This window comes from Alcanivorax sp. (assembly GCF_002733835.1).
Classification (GTDB): Bacteria; Pseudomonadota; Gammaproteobacteria; order Pseudomonadales; family Alcanivoracaceae; genus Alcanivorax.
Map to the genome: position 1 here is coordinate 51,542 of NZ_NVWY01000031.1, position 20,333 is coordinate 71,874.

Below are 20,333 nucleotides of genomic sequence, written 5' to 3' on the forward strand. Positions count from 1 at the left end.
CGATCGTCAGTGCTGGATCAGTGATTCCGGGTAATGATGTATTGAGCCAATTGTTGCAGGGGGAGCGCGCGTGGCCCATAGCCAGCCAGAGCCTGTTGCGCCTGCTCGCATAACTGGCGGGCGCGTTGCTGGCTTTGCTCCAGGCCGAGAAGTGCCGGGAAGGTGCTTTTTTGCAGCTTTTCATCGGAGCCGGAGGGCTTGCCCAGCTGCTCGGTGCCGCCGATGACATCGAGGATGTCGTCCTGAATCTGGAACGCCAGACCAATGGTATCGCCAAAATCGGTGAGGCTGTTGAGTAGCGCAGGATCGTTCTTTTCTGCGGCGAAATAGCCCAGCTGCAGACTGGCGGTGATCAAGCGCCCGGTTTTCAGGTAATGCATCTCTTCCAATGCTGCCACGGTTTGTTGCTGGCCCTGGGCGAGCATGTCCTGCATCTGGCCGGCGGCCATGCCGTCCACGCCTGCCGCCTGGCACAGGTGCTGAATCAGGGCGATGCGGCTGTCACTGCGGTAGTCGCCATGACAGGCGAGCAGCTCAAAGGCACGGGTGTGCAGGGTGTCGCCGGCAAGGATGGCGGTGGCTTCGTCGAAAGCCTTGTGACAGGTGGGCTGGCCCCGGCGCAGGTCGTCATCGTCCATGGCGGGCAGGTCATCGTGAACCAGGGAGTAGGCATGGATCAGTTCCACTGCCACGGCGGGCACGTCGGCCTGGGCCGGACTCGCGCCTGCCAGCTGGGTGGCGCCGTAGACCAGTAGGGGGCGAATGCGTTTACCGCCGCTGAGGGCGGCGTAGCGCATGGCCTGGCTGAGCCGGGAGGCGGCGCTCTGGGTGGGCAGGTAGTGGTCCAGGGCCAGCTCCAGGCGGGCCTTGGCAGTGTCGGTCAGTTGGTCCAGTGCAGCGAATTCGCTCGCCGTCTCACTGTTCATTATCGCCACCGGTAAAGGGTTCAGGATCGGCTGCTGTGCTCTGTTCCAGCAGGATGCGGACTTTTTGTTCCGCCTGCTGCAGAGCTTGCTGGCACTCCCGGGACAGGCGCACGCCTTCCTCGAAAGCTTTCAGGGAGTCTTCCAGGGTCAACTCACCGGATTCCATCCGTTCCACCAGGGTTTCCAGGCTATCCAGCGAGGTTTCCAGCGCGGGGGCTGCGTTTTTTGCCATGAGCGTCTCCTCGGATCCATCACCGGGACCCCGTCTTTGCTGTCTCTGCCCCTGCAGTGGGCTGTGCTGGCGGCAACAGTAATGCAGCGGCTGTGGTGAATCAATTCCAGGTTGCGGGCTGGCTGTGGTGGTCAAACCGGGCCAGGGTAACTGTTCAGCTGATCTGATCTATTCTAAGTGATTGATATAAATAGGGTAAGGCAGGCGGGGAAAAGAGGGCCGGAAGATTGATTCCAAATGGTTCTAAACAGGGGCTTCCACCCGATCGTGGTGGCTGATTATATTGAAAGGCCCGCCGGAGCTCGCAGGCTGCTTCTTCCTCTGATCTCCTAAGCTATGGCGTTTCGCTTGCGTCAACCGGCGGGGATTCTGATCAAGCAAGCTTCATGGTGCGCGCAACACGCATCATGCTGTAGAAGCCATGGGGATTTTTCCAGGTAAAACCCAACAGGCCGCGCCGAGGTTTCGAGCGCGGCCTGTTGGGTTTTCGGTGCGCATCACACTAAACCGCGTTGTTGCGTGCAGCGTGATGGGTGCCAGCGGCTCTTAAAAATCAAACCGCATGCCCACCGTGAAGACCTGGCCATCGCTTTCCACCTGGTAGCCCGCCAGCGGGTTGAAGCTTTCGGAGTTGGGGGTGTAGATGGCGTAGCCCAGTTCCTCGTAGAAGTATTCCGCAAAGAACTTCAGGTTCTCGGTGTGGCGGTAGTCCAGCCCGACCTGGGCAGAATCCCCCTGGAAGAAGGCATCGCCTTCATCGGTTTCTTCACCATGGGCGACCATGGCGCGCAGGGTGTACTTGTTCCAGCTGTAGGAACCCATCAGGTTATAGGTCACCGGGTCATCGTCCTGCACGGTGTCATCGTTGGTCAGCAGCTGTTCCACCTTGGCGGCGAAGCGCCAGTTGCCGGGGGACCAGGCTGCGGAGATGCCCGCCTGATCGGCATGCTTGGCGGAGTCCTGCTCACTGTCCTGGTAGCCGATACCAAAGGCCAGCGAGTCGGTTACCGCATAGGACAGCGCGTACTGCATGGTATCCAGATAGCTGGTGCCCTGCTGATCCGTCAGGTCGACACCGGAAACGGTGGCCGTGAAGCCGCCCATGCTGGGGGTGGTGTAGGTGAGCGCGTCGCGGCGAAAGGTGGCCTGGGTGGCGTAGCCAGAATAGAAAGAACTGAAGAAATCCAGCGGGTAGGCCACGTTGTTGTAGTACGCCAGCCACTGGGTACCGACGCGCACGCTACCAAAGCGGTCGTGGGCGACGGTAATGTCGGCGACCCGCGGCTTGTTGTTGCCTTTATAACTTTCCTGGAAAAAGGTCGGGTCTTCCGCTTGCAGGCGTGCGGAATTAATCGGGAATTCCACCGTGCCGGTAATGTTGAAATGCTCGAAGTCATTATATTTGGCGGTGACACCCAGTCGGGAGTACGCATCCCGAAGCCCGGTGTAGGAATCGTCTTCGCCGGGTTGCGCCTGATCGACAGAAACGGCTTCTGTCTGGATGCGCAGGGAGCCGTAGGGCGTCACCTCCAGATCTGCCTGGGCAGGCAGGGCGGCAAAGCCGGCCAGCAGGGCTGTCGATAATGGCAAAATACGTTGCTGTTTCATCAGTTTCTCTCCCTCATTTTTATCGCAAAAAACGTGCGGCCTGGCGCGGGGCAGGCGACAGGCCTATGAGTTGTGGGGTGGTGTAAGGCGAAATATTGCGTAATCGCGTTTGGGTTTCGGCAGCGTGTCGCGCAGCGCCCACGACGCAATAAGGGAAAGAAAAACGCACGCAACTGACGGTGGGTGCGTGGAGATGGAACACTCGGTAACCCGGAGAAAAGGTGACAGACTTTCTCGGCAGTGTACCCTCTTGCGCCTTCCCGATAAGGCGTTGGTGGCGTTAACCATGCAGGAAAAAACATGGTGATGCCGTGTCGATGGCGCTCGCGAATGATGCTTTTTTCATTGCGTTCCCTCACGTTGCCAGGGGCGCCAGCTACCGATTTTCCGGCGTGCGAGTGCCCCCGAGTAGCGTCCATTCTTGCGCAAATTGTTATTTACCGTGGCAAATGAACACCGTTATTGCAAGAAAAGCCGGATGTTTTGTGGTGTGGTTCGTGGTGGAGAAGGAGAAAGGTTGAATGGATTTTGGCCCGCAATTACTCGTATTCGGCAACGTTGCAGTAGCCTAGAATGCGCGCCATGAAATTGATTTTGGCCCCCATGGAGGGCCTGGCGGATTTTTGGGTTCGCCAGGCATTAACGGATGTGGGCGACTACGATTGGTGTGTCAGTGAGTTTGTCCGTGTCAGCGGGCTGCTGTTGCCGCCGAAGGTGTTTTATCGCTGGTGCCCCGAGTTAAAGCTTGGCGCGCGCACCCGGGCGGGCACGCCTGTGCATCTTCAGCTGCTGGGCTCCGAGCCTGACTGCATGGCGGAAAATGCGGTGCGTGCAGTGTCACTTGGGGCGCCGGCGATTGATTTGAACTTTGGTTGCCCGGCGAAAACCGTGAACCGCCATCGTGGTGGTGCCGTGTTGCTTGATGAGCCAGAGGTGGTGCATGCGGTGACGGCGGCGGTACGTGAGGCCGTGCCGACCAATGTGCCCGTGTCCGTGAAAATGCGCCTGGGGAATGAAGATGATGGCCGGGCGCTGGATAATGCACGGGCGGTGGTGGAAGCCGGTGCTGCCTGGCTGACGGTACACGGGCGCACCAAGCGCCAGGGGTATAAACCGCCGGCCTTCTGGGATCGTATCGGGCGCATCCGTGAGGTGGTATCGATTCCGGTGATCGCCAATGGTGAGATCTGGACTGCGGACGATGCGGCCCGCGCCCGCCTGGAAAGTGGTTGTGAGGATCTCATGCTCGGGCGCGGCGCTGTGGCCGACCCCCGTCTGGTCTCCGTGTTGCGTCATGGCGCGGAGTCGGACTGGAATGCTATCTTGCCGATACTGCAGCAGTTTTGGGTGGATGTGGCGGGTACCGGCACTGATGCGCAATTGGCCGGACGCATAAAACAGTGGTTGAGTTACCTGCGCCGGCGCTGGCCCCAGGCGGCGCAATTGCTTGAGCAGCTGAAACGCGAAACCCGGCCCGAGGTTATTGCCCGGATTCTGGCTGACTTTGTGCCTGTAACGTAAAGCGTTGAAAGGGTGGCAAGACAAGGAAGTCGCCTTCGTGCCGATCCGCCAGCGCATGAAACGAGTCATGCATATTGTCCAGCCCCCAGGGGAGAGGCTTCACGTCAGGCGTGAGTTCACTGAAAAAATCATCCCAGTGCACCGGTATCACGGTGTGCGCGCCCACCGCCTTGGCGGTTTCCTCCATGAATGACTGCTGATAGTGATCAGATTGTTTGCCCAGGCTGGCGCTGGCCAGCAGTGCATAGTCGGCCTGGTAGGCATCCAGTGCGTCGGGAGCTGCCCCTGAACTTCCCTGAATCAATACGGACCCGTTGGGGTGGCTGATAACCACACCATAACTTTGGCCCTCTTCCCAGGCACCTACCCGTGCAGGGGGAACCACCGGTGCTGGAATGTCGCCCTTGCCGGTCAGGGCTTCCACGGCGGCGGGTAGTGGCACATGGCTGGCAGGGACGAACCGCACGGTGAATTGACCAAATTGATAGGGATGATGCGTTTCAATCGTGGTGATTCGCGATTCCGGTAGTTCCCCGCCGCGGCCCACCATGGCGGTGGAGGTGGAGCCCAGCAGTTGTGCCCCGGTTTTCTGTGCCACCACGGCCACATCCATGGCGTGGTCGAAATGGGAGTGCAGCACCAGTAATGCGTCCAGCGAGGTAATCCCGGCCTGTTCCAAGACCTGATCAATGCGCTGCTCATCGGGCTGTAGTCGGGTAAACAGCAGCTGGGGAATGGATACCCGGGAAAAATAGCCGTCGGTGAGCAAATGGGTGGTGCCATCGCTGATCAGGATGGTGCTGGTGCCCAGGTAGGTCAGCGTCACCTGCCCCGGAGCGGGACCCGGTTGCGGCGAGGCGATGGGCCAGCGTTCCAGGCTGGGGGTAAAGGTCAGCAGCAATACGCCGCACAAGATCACAAGCAGCAAAGCGCTGGAAATCCATCGCGCTATTTTCATTGTCTATCCATGGTTGTTCTTTTCGACGACGCGCCAATCCCTGCCTGCGTAGTGGTGTCGCACAGGCCAAGACCTGCCAGTTTAACGGAAATTTCGCAGCTGCACAGGTCGAGAGCGGATTTTGCCGGCATGGATAGCGCTGGCCCGTCAGAGCCTGAACCCGTCCCGGCTTCGACTAAAGTCATACTGTGTTGCCATGGCCCTTTGGCTAGTCTGGAGGTCGAGCCTATCCCTTGTCTGCCTGAAAAGGGGGTGGCCTGATTTCCTGATGACGCAGAGGGACGAGTAATGAAAGAAGAAAACGCCCGCGCCTACTGGGCCGCTAACCTGCGATTGATTTTGACCTACCTGGCTGTCTGGTTCGCTGTCTCCTATGGCTGCGGCATTTTGCTGGTGGATGAACTCAATCAAATCCAATTCTTCGGTTTCAAGCTGGGCTTCTGGTTTGCGCAACAGGGAGCCATCTACGTGTTCCTGGTGCTGATCGTCATGTACGCGCACTCCATGAACAAGCTGGACCGTAAATTTGACGTCCACGAAGACTAACCGCTGAAAAGCAGATAAAGAGTCCGATAAAGAGAGACATCCTATGGATATTCAGACACTCACTTATCTCTTTGTAGGCGGTTCGTTTGCGCTCTACATCGGGATTGCGATCTGGTCACGGGCCGGGTCGACCAAAGATTTTTACGTGGCCGGTGGCGGGGTTTCCCCGATAGCTAACGGTGCCGCCACCGCAGCCGACTGGATGTCGGCAGCCTCGTTTATTTCCATGGCCGGGATTATTGCCTACTCCGGTTACGATGCGTCGGTGTACCTGATGGGGTGGACCGGGGGCTATGTACTACTGGCCATGTTATTGGCACCTTACCTGCGCAAGTTCGGCAAGTTTACGGTGCCGGATTTCATTGGTGATCGCTATTATTCCAACGTGGCAAGAACGGTAGCGGTGATCTGCGTAATCTTCGTGTCCTTTACCTATGTGGCCGGGCAGATGCGCGGTACCGGCATCGTGTTCGCCCGTTTTCTGGAAGTGAATGTAAATACCGGTGTAGTGATCGGTATGGCCATCGTGTTTTTCTATGCCGTGCTTGGCGGCATGAAAGGGATTACCTACACCCAGGTAGCGCAGTATTGCGTGCTGATTTTTGCCTTCCTGGTGCCAGCGGTTTTCCTGTCCATCATGATGACCGGGCATGTTCTTCCACAAACCGGTTTTGGTGGCACGGTACTGGATGTAGCCGGTGGTGACAGCGGGGTGTATCTGCTGCACAAACTGGACCAGGTAGTGACCGATCTGGGCTTTACCGAATACACAGAAGGCTCAAAATCCACTATTGATGTGTTCTTTATTGCTGCGGCATTGATGTGCGGTACTGCGGGCCTGCCCCACGTGATCGTGCGTTTCTTTACCGTACCCCGGGTGAAAGATGCCCGTATCAGTGCCGGCTGGGCGTTGTTCTTTATCGCCTTGCTGTACACCTCTGCACCGGCGGTGGGCGCATTCGCACGGCTCAACTTGATCGACACCGTGAACGAAACCCAATACACCGAACTGCCGGAATGGTTCTATAACTGGGAAAACTCCGGGTTGATCGGCTGGGTGGACAAGAACGGTGACGGTGCCGTGCAGATGCGCGCCGGAGCACCCTTCGAAGGCAAGCCGACCTATGCCGGCAGCCGTGAAGAAACCAAGGGCAGCTATGGGGAGCGTGTGCTGACCAATGCCCCCACGGATAACGCCTCGGAAGTGTATATCGACCGCGACATCATCGTGTTGGCTAACCCGGAAATCGGTAACCTGCCTGCCTGGGTGATTGCCCTGGTGGCGGCCGGTGGGGTGGCGGCAGCACTGTCCACGGCCGCGGGGCTGTTGCTGGTGATATCCAGTGCCATCTCCCATGACCTGCTAAAGAAAACCCTGATGCCGGGCATCAATGAGAAACAGGAGTTGTTGGCGGCTCGGGGAGCTGCCGTCGTGGCCATCGTCATTGCCGGTTACTTCGGGATCAACCCGCCCGGCTTTGTGGCCCAGGTGGTGGCATTTGCCTTTGGCCTTGCCGCTGCCAGCTTCTTCCCGGTGATCCTCATGGGCATTTTCTACAAGCGCATGAACAAGGAAGGGGCGATTGCCGGCATGCTGGTTGGGCTGATCTTCACCTTCAGCTACATCGTGTTCTTCAAATTTGTCTCGCCAGAGCTGAACAATGCAGAACACTGGTTGCTGGGCGTGTCGCCTGAAGGTATCGGAACGTTCGGGATGATTCTCAACTTTGCTGTGGCCTTCGCGGTATCGCGAGTGACCGCGCCGCCTCCTGAGCATATCCAGCACATTGTGGAAGACATCCGTATTCCGCGAGGTGCCGGTGAAGCGTCTGCACACTGAGCACGGGTAACACAGGAACCGGTGCGGGGCTTTCCCCGTACCGGTTTTTGCGTTTAATAATGACAGCAAAGACGCAATGGCGGAGTTAACCGAATGATCGAACAGGAACTGAATCAGTATCCGTTCAGCCAGCTTGGCGAAGCCGGTCGCCGCCGTTTGCAAGAAGGAACCGATCTGGCCTATTACGAGCCGGATGACATTATTCTCGACGCGGCCAGTACCAGCGATTCTGTCTTTCTCGTGCACAAGGGCAGCGTGGCAGAGCTGGACGTGAACGCGCCGGATGGCCGTCGCCAGGTGGGGGTTTATGCCGCCGGCGATTTATTCGGGGCGATTAGTGTACTGAATGGGCAAAGCCGTTACCGGTTTCGTGCCGAGCAGCAGACACTGTGCTACCTGATCCCGGCAGGACTGTTTCGCGAGCTGTGTGAAAGCGAAGTGGAATTCGGCCGTTATTTCAGCCAGCGGCTGGCGGAGAAAAACCAGCGCCTGGCAGAGCGCCGGGAAGGGGGCGTGACCCTGGCGGGTTTCATGCTGGCCAGGGTTGAAGAATGCATGCGCGCGCCCCTGATCATGCCGAAACAGGCCACCGTACGGGATGCTGTGTCTGCCTTGAAACAGCACGGTGTGGACAGCGTGCTGATTGAGCATCAACAGCATTACGCCATTGTCACCAAGACCGATCTGCTGACCGCGCTGGTGATGAGCAATCAATCGCCGGATACCCGTTTGGCTGAGGTGGCGGAAACGGAGCTGGTTACCGCCGGTCCCGGCGACTACCTGTTCGCGGCCTTGACCCGGATGACCCGGCACAAGGTGGCGCGGGTGGTGGTCATGGAAAAGGGCGTTGCTGTGGGGGTGGTGGAGCTCACCGATGTGCTTAGCTTCTTTTCCAGTCGCTCCTATGTGGTGGGGCTGGAAATTGAGAAAGCGGATACGCTGGAGGCGTTGCAACTGGCCAGCGCCCGCCTGCCCGATCTGGTGGATACGCTGATGGCCCAGGGGGTAAAAATGCGGTTCGCCATGGATTTGCTGGCTGCGCTCAACGGCCGCTTGATGAGCAAGGCCTATGAAATGGTGGTGCCCGCCGACCAGCAGCGGGCCTGCCTGATGGTGATGGGCAGCGAAGGGCGTGGTGAGCAGATATTGAAAACGGATCAGGATAACGGCCTGATTTTGGGCGAGCACCAGCAGTGGTCAGGCTGTGATCAGGATATGCAGCGCTTTACCCGCACCCTGCTGTCGTTGGGTTATCCGCCCTGCCCGGGGAACGTAATGGTCTCCAATCCGCAGTGGACCGGGCCGGTGTCGCGTTGGCAGCAGCGCGTGCAGGAATGGGTCGGGGATCCTGGCGGGAAAGGTCTGCTGAACCTGACAATCCTTACCGATGCACACGCCGTCGCCGGTGATCCCGGGCTGCTGGAAACCGTGCGCGATACCCTGTTTTCACGGTGCAGTGATGATCAATTACTGATGGCCCACTTTGCCCGCCCGGTCCTGCAGTTTGCCACGCCGCTGAACCTGTTCGGCTCGCTGAAGAAGCCCCAGCATGGCATTGATATCAAAAAAGGCGCCCTGTTCCCGTTGGTGCATGGCGTGCGAGCCATGGCGTTGCAGTGCCGGATTCGGGAAACCTCGACCCTGGCGCGTCTGGATAAGCTGGTGGCCGCCGGCGCCATGGAGCCCGGCTTTGCTGAAGACCTGGGGGAGGCCATGGAATTGTTCAGTGAGCTGCGGTTGTCCCGGCAACTGGCCAAATTGCAGGGCGAAGACGAAACAGTGGAGGACAATCATATCGTGGTTCAGCAGCTATCTTCGCTGGAAAGGGATTTGCTGCGGGATGCGTTGCATCTGGTCAGCGAGTTCAAGCAACGTTTGTCGCGCCGTTTCCACTTGGAATATTGAACATGAACCGTGACTGGAGCTGGAAAAGCATGTTGTCGCAGTGGCCCGGTTGCAAATGGCGCCGATTCCGTGACCGGTGCCGCCATGGGCAGGGCCCCTATGCGCACCTGTTTGCTCCCTATGACGGCGATCAGGTAGTGGCCATTGATTGCGAAACCACCGGGCTGGACAGTCGCACCGCTGAATTGGTGTCTATTGCCGCGGTGGTCATAAAAGATGGGCGGGTGCTGAGCAGCCAGAGCCTGGATGTGAAACTGATGCCACCGGAAAGCCTCAAGGAGGACACGATCCGTATTCACCGGTTGCGGCCGGTGGATCTGGAAGGCGGTGAAAGTGTGCGCGACGCGCTGGATGCCCTGCTGGCATTGGTTGGCAACCGACCGTTGGTGGGCTGGTGTGTGGCTTTTGATGTGGCCATGATCAATCGGTATTTGCGCCCGCTAATGGGGTTTGATTTACCCAATGACATCATCGAGTTATCTGCACTGTATCAAAAGAAAATGCGCTACTGGCAGCCAGACGTGACTCCCGACCTGCGCTTTGATGCCATGGCCAGCGCCTTGCAGGTGCCGGTGATGGAACGTCACACCGCCCGGGGAGATGCGGTGACCAGCGCGCTGATGTACCTGCAATTGCAGAAATCCACATTAAATTAAGCCGCTGGCGGCTGAGAAAAAGGAAGGAAGAGCTGATGTTCTATGCAGAAAAAATAGCGCTGATAGTGGGCCTCTGCCTGGTTCTGTACGCCTATTTTCGCTACTGGCGCCGGACCGGTGATGGTCAGGGCCTGGTGATGTTCTGGCGACGGGCCATGGCACTCAATGTGGTGGAGTTCAAACTGCAACGCGGTGGCATTGCCCTTTTACTGGTGGCCGTGGTGCTACGCTTTGTCCAGGCGCTGCTATAAGCTCAACAGGAGTCGTAACAGGCAGCATGCTCCACGCAACAGGTAAACGCACGATAGGCGATTCCTGATTTGCTTTAACCAACGGGGAGAGGCGGTGTTTTCACTGTGGCAATTGGGTGCGTTGGCGCTGGCTTATGTGTTGGTGTTGTTCGTTATCGCCTGGTGGGGCGATCGGGCTGCCCGTCAGGGCCGCAAGACCTTCCACAATGCCTGGGTGTACAGCCTGGGGTTGGGGGTTTATTGCACCTCCTGGACGTTCTACGGCGCGGTTGGTGAAGCGGCCCAGAACGGCTGGAACTACCTGCCTATTTATCTAGGGCCGATCATTACCGTCTTACTGGGCGGTTCACTGATCTACAAGATGGTGTCGGTGGCCCAGCAGCAACACATTACCTCCATTGCCGATTTCCTGGCCGCCCGCTACGGGAAGTCCCGGCGCCTGGCTGTGCTGGTCACCCTGGTGGCCATTGTCGGGGTGTTGCCCTACATCGCCTTACAGCTAAAAGCCGTCACCCTGTCGTTTGAGTATGTGCTGGAGGAATCTGCGCCGGGCCAGGTGGATACGGCACTGGTGGTCGCTGCACTGATGGCTATTTTCACCTTGCTGTTCGGTACCCGGCATATCGATACCACCGAGCACCAATCCGGTCTGATGCTGGCGGTGAGCTTTGAATCCTTTATCAAGGTGGTGGCGTTTGTCGGGCTGGGCTTGTATTGCCTGTATGCCATTTTTGATGGCCCGGTGGATATGTGGCAGCAGCTGAGCGAGCGCAGCGATGTCATGCAGAGTTTTGAGCCCACCCTGTTCTCGCAAAGTTTCGTCACTTCATTATTGCTTTCCATGGTGGCGATTCTCTGTCTGCCCCGTCAGTTCCATGCCGGTGTGGTAGAAAACAATGACCTGCGCCATTTGCGCACCACGCGCTGGTTGTTTCCGTTGTACCTGGCGCTGTTTGCGATTTTTGTTCTGCCGATCGTGATTGCCGGCGTGATTACCCAGCCCTACCTGATCGGTCATGCAGACACTTACATGTTGTCGTTGCCCATGGCCCAGGCCAATCACGGCATGCTGATGCTGTCGTTTATTGGCGGGATTGCGGCGGCCACTGGCATGGTGATTGTCTCCACCATGGCGCTGGCCATTATGTTGACCAACGAAGTGCTGCTGCCCATGTGGTTGCAGTCGCGGCTCAATGAAAAGGATCAGCTGCCGGATCTCAGCACGCAACTGCGCTTTCTGCGCCGGGCCAGCATTCTGGTGTTGCTGGGGCTGGCGTTTGCCTTCCATACGCTGATCGACCGGTTCGACGGCCTTGCCAGTATCGGGCTGCTGTCGTTTGCCGCCGTGGCCCAGTTCGCGCCATCACTGATCGGTGCCCTGTACTGGCGCAATGGCCATAAGCAGGGCGCGTTCATCGGCTTGGCGCTGGGGTTTGTGGTGTGGTTTTACTGCCTGCTGGCGCCGGTAATTCTGCCCGTGGAGTGGGTGACCGTGCTCAATACCCAGGGGCTGTTCGGCCTGGGCCTGCTACGTCCCCATGCCATGTTCGGCATCGAAGGGCTGGAGCCTCTAACCCATGGTGTGTTCTGGTCGGTGTCCGTGAATCTGGCCGCGTTTATCTACTATTCCCGCCGGGCCAACCATGATGCCCTGGATGAAGCCCAGGCCGCCCGGTTTGTGGATATGCCCACGGACTGGTGGCGCGAAGGTATGGGGCACCCCTCCATTACCACCATCGAATTGCTGGAAGTCTGCAAGCGCGGGTTGGGACATCCACGGGCGGAACCTTTGTTCTTCGATTACATGCGCCGGCGTGGGGTGTCGGAAGAATTGGAATTGCCGGCGCCCCTGCATCTGGTGCGATATGTGGAGCGGTTGCTGGCGGGCACCATGGGGGCCTCCACCGCACGCATTGTGATGAGTTCGTTGCTGCGCAAACAGAATGGCCGCCACGATGATGTGGTGCGGATGATGGACGAAGCCTCCGAGCTGATTCAGTTCAACCATCAGTTGCTGCGCACCACCATTGAAACCATTAGCCAGGGCATCTGCGTGGTGGACCGGGATATGCAGGTGGTGGCCTGGAATCAGGCCTACGTAAAGCTGTTTGATTATCCGGACGGGTTGATTCGGTTGGGGTGCTCCATTGCCGATGTGTATCGCTATAACGCCGAACGGGGTTATTACGACGGCGAAAATATGGAAGAAAACGTGACGCGGCGGGTGCAATTATTACGCGAAGGGTATGCCCATCAGTTCGAACGGGAACTGCCCAATGGCATTGTGGTGGAGGTGCGTGGCACGCCCATGGTGGGCGGCGGTTTTGTCAGTACGTATATGGACATCACCGAACGCAAACACGATGAAAAAGCACTTCGCCAGATCAATGAAAATCTGGAGCAGATGGTCTCGGAGCGTACCCGGAAACTGTCGGAGCTGAATGCCAAACTGGCACAGGCCAATGAAGGGAAAACCCGTTTCCTGGCGGCCGCTGGCCATGACTTGATGCAGCCTTTGAATGCCGCGCAGTTGTTTGCTTCATCGTTGCGTCAGCAGTTGCGTAGCCAGGAAAAGGGCCAGTTCGACCATGAGGTACAGGTGCTCGGACATATCGACAGTTCCCTGCAAGCAGCGGAACAAATTATTTCTGCGTTACTGGAAATCAGCAAACTGGATACCGGCACCATGGCGACGCACATCCATCCCTTGCGTTTGTCGTCATTGATGACGCCGTTGGGGCAGGAGTTTTCTGCGCTGGCCAGCGCGCAAGGGCTGACGTTGCGAGCGGTGTCATGCAGTGCGGTGGTGGACAGCGATGAAGTATTGTTGCGACGGGTATTGCAGAACCTGCTGTCCAATGCGGTTCGGTATACGAATTCCGGGCGCATCCTGTTCGGTGCGCGCCGGCTGCACAATGCCGTGCGCATTGATGTGTGGGATACCGGGCCGGGGATTCCCGGTGATCAGCATGAACAGATCTTCCGGGAGTTCCATCGTCTGCCTCAGCTGCATAATCGTGAGGTAAAAGGTCTGGGGTTGGGGCTGGCCATTGCCGACCGGATTTGTCGTTTGTTGGGCCATGCGTTAACCGTCCGCTCCTGGCCGGATAAAGGCACCGTCTTCAGCGTAACGCTGCCGCTGTCCACAGGGGATGTGCCGCCATTGCTGCAGGATGAACCGTTGCGCGAGCGTCGGGATATCCAGGGCGTGCGTGTTTTCTGTGTGGATAATGATTCCGCGCTGCTGGCGAGCCTGGTGGCGGCCCTGCAAACCCTGGGTTGCGAGGTGGTCGCGGCCAGCGGCCTGAAGGAAGCACGGGAGAAAGCGGCGCAAAGCTGGGTGCCGGATGTATTGCTGGTGGATTTTCAGCTGGATCATGAAGACGGGTTTGACGTGATTGAAGCGCTGGATCATTGCTGGGAAGACGTCATTCCTGCCGTACTGATGACCGCAGACCGACGCCCGGAAGTGCGCGCCAGAGCTGAAGAGCAAGGTGTAGGCTTCCTGCAAAAACCGATTTCCGAAGCCATATTGCAACGAACGCTGGAAGGGCTTTTGTAAGCTGCATCGCGGAATTGAATGATCAGCCGATTTCAGGGATCCGGCGTCGAGCGTTTGCCACAGTGCGGGTTAGTCCAGGCCGGGAGGCTCGATGGCCAGGTCCTTGAGGGCCAGTACCGCCTGGGTGCGGTTGCGTACGCCCAGCTTGCGAAAAATGGCCGTCATGTGGGCTTTCACCGTGGCTTCCGACACATCCAGTTCGTAGGCGATTACCTTGTTCTGCATGCCTTCCATCAGCATGCCCATCACCCGGAATTGCTGCGGGGTCAGGCTGGCAATGCGCTCGCTCATGGCGGAGTGGTCGGGCAGGGTCGGGGGCATGGCGCGGCGGGCTTTTTCCGGTAGCCAGCGTTCGCCGTCCATGATCTTGCGCATGGCATCGGTCATGGTGTCCACGGAAGTGGATTTGGGGATAAAGCCGTCGGCACCAAAGTGAATGGCCCGCTGTATCACGTCCACATCTTCGGTGGCTGAAATTACCACCACCGGGACTTTCCGGTATTGCTCGCGAAGGTACACCAGCCCCGAAAAACCGTGGGTGCCGGGCATGTGTAAATCCAGAAGAATGACATCGAAGGGGATGGCTTGCTGGCCCAGTACCTCCAGGGTGGCGAGCGAGTCGGCTTCGTGGATGGTGGCGCCGGGAAAACTGGCCTCTACAGCCTGTATCAGGGCCGCACGGAACAGGGGGTGATCATCGGCAATCAGTATGGTTGTCATGACTCTGATTTAAGCATGTTGCGTGCAAAGAGCCCAAAAAAAGATGGGAATGAAAAAAAGATGCTGCCCGGGGAGGGCAGCATGTGGAAAGGAAACACAGAAAACATCCATGTTTCATCAGCGTATGCGGTTTCAAGTGACGTCTGTATCAACGGTTCAGCCGTGTCTCGACCAGGTTGGCAACCACTGCCGGGTCAGCCAAGGTGGAGATGTCGCCCAGGCTGTCGTGTTCGTTGGCCGCCACCTTGCGCAAAATACGGCGCATGATTTTGCCGGACCGGGTTTTCGGTAGTCCGTGGGTAAAGTGAATCAGATCGGGAGTGGCGATGGGGCCGATTTCCCGGCGCACCCACTGGCGTAATTCGTCATGCAGGGCATCGCTGGTGTGCTCGCCATCATTCAGGGTCACATAGACATAAATGCCCTGGCCCTTGATGTTATGGGGATAACCGACGACGGCGGCTTCGCACACCTTGGGGTGTGAGACCAGGGCGCTTTCCACTTCCGCGGTGCCCATGCGGTGGCCGGACACATTGATGACATCGTCCACGCGCCCGGTAATCCAGTAGTAGCCGTCTTCGTCACGGCGTGCTCCGTCACCGGTGCAGTAATAACCGGGGAAGCTGGTGAAGTAGGTTTGCACAAAACGCGGGTGATCGCCCCACAAGGTGCGAGCCTGGCCGGGCCAGCTATCGGCGATGACCAGGTTGCCCTCTGCAGCGCCGTGCAGCAGCTTGCCGTCGTTATCCACCAGTGCCGGCTGGACACCGAAAAAAGGCAAGGTGGCAGCGCCGGGTTTGGCTTCAATGGCCCCGGGCAGGGGGCAGATCATTATGCCGCCGGTCTCCGTCTGCCACCAGGTGTCGACCACAGCCGCCTGGCCGTTACCCAGCTGGTCGTGGAACCATTGCCAGGCGGCCGGGTTGATGGGTTCCCCGGCCGTGGCCAGGATGCGCAGGCTGTCGCGCCGGCTGTTGGCACAGCAATGCTCGCCGCCGGCCATCAGTGCGCGGATGGCGGTGGGAGCGGTATAAAGAATGTCGATATTGTAGCGGTCAATAATCTCACCGACTCGCTGATCGTCCGGGTAGTTGGGTACCCCTTCGAACATGACGCAGGTGGCGCCGTTGGCAAGCGGACCATAGACCAGATAGGTATGGCCGGTAATCCAGCCCACATCCGCGGTGCACCAGTACACTTGTCCCGGGTGATAATCGAAGGCCAGCTGGTGGGTTAATGAGGCATAGACCATATAGCCGCCGGTGGTGTGCAGCACACCTTTTGGCTGGCCGGTGGAGCCGGAGGTATAGAGGATGAATAACGGATCTTCCGCATTCATGGGCTCGGCAGGGCAGTCGACGTCACTGCGTGCCAGCTGTTCATGAAAATCCAGATCCCGTTGCGCAAACCAGTGGCTATCGCAGCCCACATGGTTGACCACCAGTACCTTGTCGACGCTGTCGGTGCCGGCCTGTTCCAGGGCCGCATCCACGTTATCTTTTAGCGGTACGATCTTGCCGCCGCGGCGCCCGCCGTCTGCGGTGATCACCATTTTGGCACCGCAATCGGCGATGCGGCCCGCCAGGGCGTCCGGAGAAAAGCCAGCGAACACCACCGAATGAATGGCGCCGATGCGGGCGCAGGCGAGCATGGCGAATACCGCTTCGGGAATCATGGGCATGTAAATCATCACCCGGTCACCTTTGCCAATGCCCTGCTGTTTGAGGGTGTTGGCCAGCTTGCCGACATGTTGGTGTAACTGCTGATAGGTGATCTGCCGGCGATCCTGGTCCGGAGAGTCCGGTTCCCACAGTAGTGCTATGCCGTCTCTGTTGGTGGCCAGGTGGCGATCTATACAGTTTTCTGCGGCATTCAGCTCACCATCATGAAACCAGCGAATGTGCAGATCAGCGGGGCTGAAATGGGTGTCGCGAATCTGTTGGGGGAAGTGCTGCCAGTCGATCCGCTGTGCCTGTCGGCGCCAGAAGCCAACGCTGTCATCCAGGCTCTGTTGGTACAACGCATGGTAATCATTGCCGTCAATCCAGCAGCGGTCTTTTAATGCCTCTTTAACCGGCATACGCAGGCCCGTTTCCATGGGACTTCCCTCACTCGAAAAGTGCTCACCAGAAAAGTGGAGCAGAAATGAATGCCAAGAGTGTGCAAAAACAGGGGGGCGGGCTGAATTAGACCTTGGTATTAGAGATGCAACATGCAACCCGCTCCAGGCAACAAGGAGAACCGCCAAGGCATGACTTCAGGTTTATCCCGCTTTTGTGGGAAGCGATGCGGGCATCGTGCGGTATTCAGTAGGCAGAAACCTTGTCATTACTCAGGTTTTCCTTGTCAGGCATTGTGCGTCGAGCCTCTGGTGTTTAATCACCTTCGACCTATGGCTAATAGAGTGTTGGCAAAACGCTCAGCAAGCTGTCAATCGGAGTCACTTTCGTGTTGATGACAATAAGAGGACAGGGCCATGACAGCAAGAAAAGCCACGTACCTGTGCGGCGCCTTGGTGTTGGCGCAGGCAGGCATTGCCGGTGCAGACACAACGCTGGAGGAACGCATCATTGTGCTTGAAGAGCGCATGGATGGGGTGAAAAGCGGTAATACCCATATCGATTTCGGCGGCTTTATCAAGGCCGACACCATGATGAGCAAATACAGCGATGGCGATCTTGCAGCCGGTTCGATCGGGCGCGATTTCATGGTGCCGTCCACCATCCCGGTTGGGGGAGAGGCAAGCTCGGAAGAGCTGGATTTTATTGCCAAGCAAAGCCGCTTTTGGCTAAAGAGTGAAACCATGACCTCCGCCGGCATGGTGCGAGGGCATATTGAAATTGATTTTCAGACTAACGGTATTGGTGACGAGCGAATCAGTAACAGCTATTCGCCGCGTATTCGCCATGCCTATCTGACCTGGGACAAGTGGTTGTTCGGGCAGACCTGGTCCACTTTTTTCAATGTGAGTGCGCTACCGGAAACGCTGGATTTTGTTGGTGCGGCGGGAACGGTGTTTGAGCGCCAGCCGCAGATTCGCTATACGAGTGGCCCGATCATGCTGGCTTTGGAAAATCCGTCTACGACTCTGTATGGCGGGGATAGCAATCCCAGTGAGTATGATGACAACAGTGCTCCGGATGTCGTTGCCCGCTATAACTTGGTAGGTGATTGGGGCAATGTGAGCCTGTCGGCCATGGGGCGACAACTGAAGTATCAAGATACTGTGGCCGCCGTCCCCTATGAGGAAGACAAATACGGTTACGGTCTTGCCGTTGCTGGTCGCGTCATGCTGGGCGCCATGGACGATATTCGTTTCCAGGCGAACTATGGTAATGCGCTGGGCCGTTACACCACGCTCAACGCATTCCGCTCAGGCCAGATTGAGGCGGATGGCAGTATCGAGCTGATCGATCAATGGAGCGGTGTGCTGGCGTTGCGCCATCACTGGAGTGATCGCTGGCGTTCCAACTTTGCGGTCTCGGTCAGTGAAGCGGATAACCCCGATACCGTGGCGGTGACCACCAGCAAACGGGTGCAAAGCGCCCACGCCAACCTGATCTGGCAGGTCGCGAAACCACTCTCTCTCGGCGGTGAGCTGATCTATGCCGATCGGGAAATCGAGAATGGGGACGACGGCAATCTCAAGCGCGTGCAGTTCACGGCGAAATATGCGTTTTGAATGAGAGGGGCTGCACGCAACATGCAGCACGCTACACGCAAAAAAAGGGACGCCGAAGCGTCCCTTTTTTGCGTGCAAGCCTGTTGCATGCAGCATGATGCGTCTCTTAATCCACATCTGCCGGGTAAACACCGTTCTCGTCGTGCACTTCCTTGCCGCTCAGGGGCGGAGTGAAAGCACAGGCGACGACCATGTCTTCGTTTTCGCCACCGTAGAGGTAATGCTCGTCGTGCTCGTCGAGCAGGTAGATGGTGCCCGGAGTCAGGTCGTAGACCTTGCCGTCATCCAGGGTCTCGATCTTGCCGCTACCGGAAATCACGTAGACGGATTCCCAGTGGTTGGCGTATTTGATATGGGTCTTGGTGCCTTTGAAGATGGTGGTGATGTTGAACGAGTGCCCCATCTTGTCTTCTTTGAGAGACAGGCGAACAGACTGCCAGTTGCCGTTTTCGGCTTTGACACAGCGGTCAGACTTCTCGGCTTCAGCCAGAGTGCGAACGATCATGGATAACTCCTGAGCTAAAAATCGGGGGGAGGGAGAAATAACGCTCCCCCACTCTCGCGAAAAAGGAGGCGGGGGAGCGGGAACCGCCGTGTTAGGCAGTGATGCTGGCCACGGAGTGAGCTTCCCCGCGCTTGATGCGGTCGGTCATCACTTCTTCGACGCTTTCCTTGACGATCTCAAGGGCGCGAACCAGGTCCTCTTCGCTGATGGTCAGCGGGCAAAGGGTCTTGATCACCTGATCATCGGCGCCGGAGGTTTCAATCACCAGCTGACGCTTGAAGCAGGCTTTGGTGATTTCGCCAGCGACTTCGCCATCGCGGGCCACCAGGCCCTGCATCATGCCGCGGCCGTTTAGGTAGAACCAGTGGCTGTCGTAGCTGTTGGCAATCTCGCGGAAGTGGTCGGTAATGATGTCCGCTTTCTTCTGCACTTCCTTGGCGAATTTGTCATCGCGCCAGTAGTGGTTCAGCGCTGCAGCGGCGGTTACGAAAGCCAGGTTGTGGCCACGGAAGGTGCCGTTGTGCTCGCCGGGTTTCCACTGATCCAGCTCCGGCTTCAGTAGCACCATGGCGAAAGGCAGGCCATAGCCGCTCAGGGACTTGGACAGGGTGATGATGTCCGGGCTGATGCCGATGTCATCAAAGCTGAAGAAGGTGCCGGTACGACCACAGCCGGCCTGGATGTCATCCAGGATCAGCAGCATGTCATGCTTGCGACACACTTTTTCCAGGTTGCGCAACCAGTCGAAGCTGGCTGCGTTGATGCCGCCTTCGCCCTGTACAGTTTCCACGATGACGGCCGCAGGATGGTCAACGCCGCTGGAGGAATCGCCCAGTACCTTGTCCAGGTATTCGGTGGTGTCGAATGCATCACCCAGGTAGCCGTCGTACGGCATGGGGGTGACACCGCCCATGGTCACACCAGCGACGCCACGGTGGTGGCTGTTACCGGTGGCGGCCAACGCGCCCAGGCTCACGCCATGGAAGCCGTTGGTGAAGCTGATAATGTTCTCGCGGCCTTTGATGTTACGGGCAATTTTCAGTGCCGCTTCCACCGCGTTGGTGCCGGTGGGGCCGGTGAACTGCATCACGTGGTCCATGTCGCGGGGCTTCAGGATGGCTTCATAGAAGGCGTCCATGAACTCACGCTTGGCGGCGGTGTGCATGTCCAGGCCGTGCACAATGCCGTCGCGCTGGATGTATTCCAGCAACTTTTCTTTCAGGACCGGATTGTTGTGGCCGTAGTTCAGGGTGCCGGCGCCGGCCAGGAAGTCGATGTATTCCTTGCCATTTTCGTCGTACAGGTAGCTGCCTTTTGCCTGATCGAATACCACCGGGAAGCTACGGGCATAGCTCATTACTTCCGATTCGTGGCTTTCAAAAATTTCTGTATCCATGATTCCTGTCCTCGCTTGAATTCGG

At 58.0% G+C, this 20,333-nt stretch carries 16 protein-coding genes; 8 read left to right on the forward strand and 8 right to left on the reverse strand.

From position 1 onward, the window contains the following. Positions 1–17 precede the first annotated feature (17 nt). The 3 genes from COA55_RS11865 to COA55_RS11875 all read right to left on the reverse strand — a co-directional run bounded on the left by COA55_RS11865 (position 18) and on the right by COA55_RS11875 (position 2,766). Complete coding sequence (locus COA55_RS11865; protein WP_063538946.1) at positions 18–926, reverse strand: farnesyl diphosphate synthase; 909 nt, start codon at positions 924–926, stop codon at positions 18–20. Continuing rightward, entirely contained in the window at positions 916–1,158 is a 243-nt protein-coding gene (locus COA55_RS11870; protein ID WP_063521544.1) for an exodeoxyribonuclease VII small subunit, read from the reverse strand. Before COA55_RS11870 ends, COA55_RS11865 begins: the two co-directional genes overlap by 11 nt. A 546-nt stretch (positions 1,159–1,704) precedes the next feature. Then, on the reverse strand, positions 1,705–2,766 hold the full coding sequence (locus tag COA55_RS11875; protein ID WP_063519705.1) for a porin: 1,062 nt from the start codon (positions 2,764–2,766) through the stop codon (positions 1,705–1,707). A 573-nt stretch (positions 2,767–3,339) separates the two neighbouring features. On the opposite strand from COA55_RS11875, the gene COA55_RS11880 reads away from it, so the two are divergent. Then, a complete protein-coding gene (locus COA55_RS11880) occupies positions 3,340–4,287 on the forward strand; it encodes a tRNA-dihydrouridine synthase (RefSeq protein WP_290502350.1) in 948 nt (315 codons plus the stop codon). Here COA55_RS11880 and COA55_RS11885 read toward each other — a convergent pair. Next, positions 4,247–5,245 carry an MBL fold metallo-hydrolase gene (locus COA55_RS11885; RefSeq protein WP_290502351.1) on the reverse strand — a complete coding sequence of 333 codons (999 nt, stop codon included), beginning with the start codon at positions 5,243–5,245 and terminating at the stop codon, positions 4,247–4,249. The genes COA55_RS11880 and COA55_RS11885 overlap by 41 nt on opposite strands. Before the next feature lie 288 nt (positions 5,246–5,533). On the opposite strand from COA55_RS11885, the gene COA55_RS11890 reads away from it, so the two are divergent. The 6 genes from COA55_RS11890 to COA55_RS11915 all read left to right on the forward strand — a co-directional run bounded on the left by COA55_RS11890 (position 5,534) and on the right by COA55_RS11915 (position 14,005). Further along, positions 5,534–5,791: a DUF4212 domain-containing protein gene (locus COA55_RS11890; protein ID WP_063519707.1), complete on the forward strand. Its 258-nt coding sequence runs from the start codon at positions 5,534–5,536 to the stop codon at positions 5,789–5,791. Between the two features lie 43 nt (positions 5,792–5,834). Continuing rightward, positions 5,835–7,631, forward strand: a complete 1,797-nt coding sequence (locus COA55_RS11895) for a sodium:solute symporter family protein (protein ID WP_290502352.1) — start codon at positions 5,835–5,837, stop codon at positions 7,629–7,631. 93 nt (positions 7,632–7,724) lie between these two features. Continuing rightward, the gene (locus COA55_RS11900) at positions 7,725–9,536 is read left to right on the forward strand and encodes a DUF294 nucleotidyltransferase-like domain-containing protein (RefSeq protein ID WP_290502353.1); all 1,812 of its coding nucleotides are present in this window, start codon (positions 7,725–7,727) and stop codon (positions 9,534–9,536) included. Positions 9,537–9,538: 2 nt separating this feature from the next. Beyond that, on the forward strand, positions 9,539–10,192 hold the full coding sequence (locus tag COA55_RS11905) for a 3'-5' exonuclease (RefSeq protein ID WP_063520352.1): 654 nt from the start codon (positions 9,539–9,541) through the stop codon (positions 10,190–10,192). Positions 10,193–10,227: 35 nt separating this feature from the next. Continuing rightward, complete coding sequence (locus COA55_RS11910) at positions 10,228–10,443, forward strand: hypothetical protein (RefSeq protein ID WP_290502354.1); 216 nt, start codon at positions 10,228–10,230, stop codon at positions 10,441–10,443. Positions 10,444–10,537: 94 nt separating this feature from the next. Next, entirely contained in the window at positions 10,538–14,005 is a 3,468-nt protein-coding gene (locus tag COA55_RS11915; RefSeq protein ID WP_290502355.1) for a hybrid sensor histidine kinase/response regulator, read from the forward strand. 69 nt (positions 14,006–14,074) lie between these two features. Here COA55_RS11915 and COA55_RS11920 read toward each other — a convergent pair whose 3' ends face one another. Together COA55_RS11920 and acs are read right to left on the reverse strand one after the other, a co-directional pair. Next, a complete protein-coding gene (locus tag COA55_RS11920) occupies positions 14,075–14,725 on the reverse strand; it encodes a response regulator transcription factor (protein ID WP_063521235.1) in 651 nt (216 codons plus the stop codon). A 148-nt stretch (positions 14,726–14,873) separates the two neighbouring features. Further along, complete coding sequence (gene acs, locus COA55_RS11925; protein ID WP_290502372.1) at positions 14,874–16,805, reverse strand: acetate--CoA ligase; 1,932 nt, start codon at positions 16,803–16,805, stop codon at positions 14,874–14,876. 396 nt (positions 16,806–17,201) lie between these two features. Between acs and COA55_RS11930 the strand changes: the two genes are divergently transcribed. After that, positions 17,202–18,407, forward strand: a complete 1,206-nt coding sequence (locus COA55_RS11930) for a DcaP family trimeric outer membrane transporter (RefSeq protein WP_063519884.1) — start codon at positions 17,202–17,204, stop codon at positions 18,405–18,407. 106 nt (positions 18,408–18,513) lie between these two features. Here COA55_RS11930 and COA55_RS11935 read toward each other — a convergent pair whose 3' ends face one another. After that, positions 18,514–18,912 carry an ectoine synthase gene (locus COA55_RS11935; protein ID WP_007149683.1) on the reverse strand — a complete coding sequence of 133 codons (399 nt, stop codon included), beginning with the start codon at positions 18,910–18,912 and terminating at the stop codon, positions 18,514–18,516. Between the two features lie 91 nt (positions 18,913–19,003). Continuing rightward, a complete protein-coding gene (gene ectB, locus COA55_RS11940) occupies positions 19,004–20,308 on the reverse strand; it encodes a diaminobutyrate--2-oxoglutarate transaminase (protein ID WP_290502356.1) in 1,305 nt (434 codons plus the stop codon). Positions 20,309–20,333: the final 25 nt, after the last annotated feature.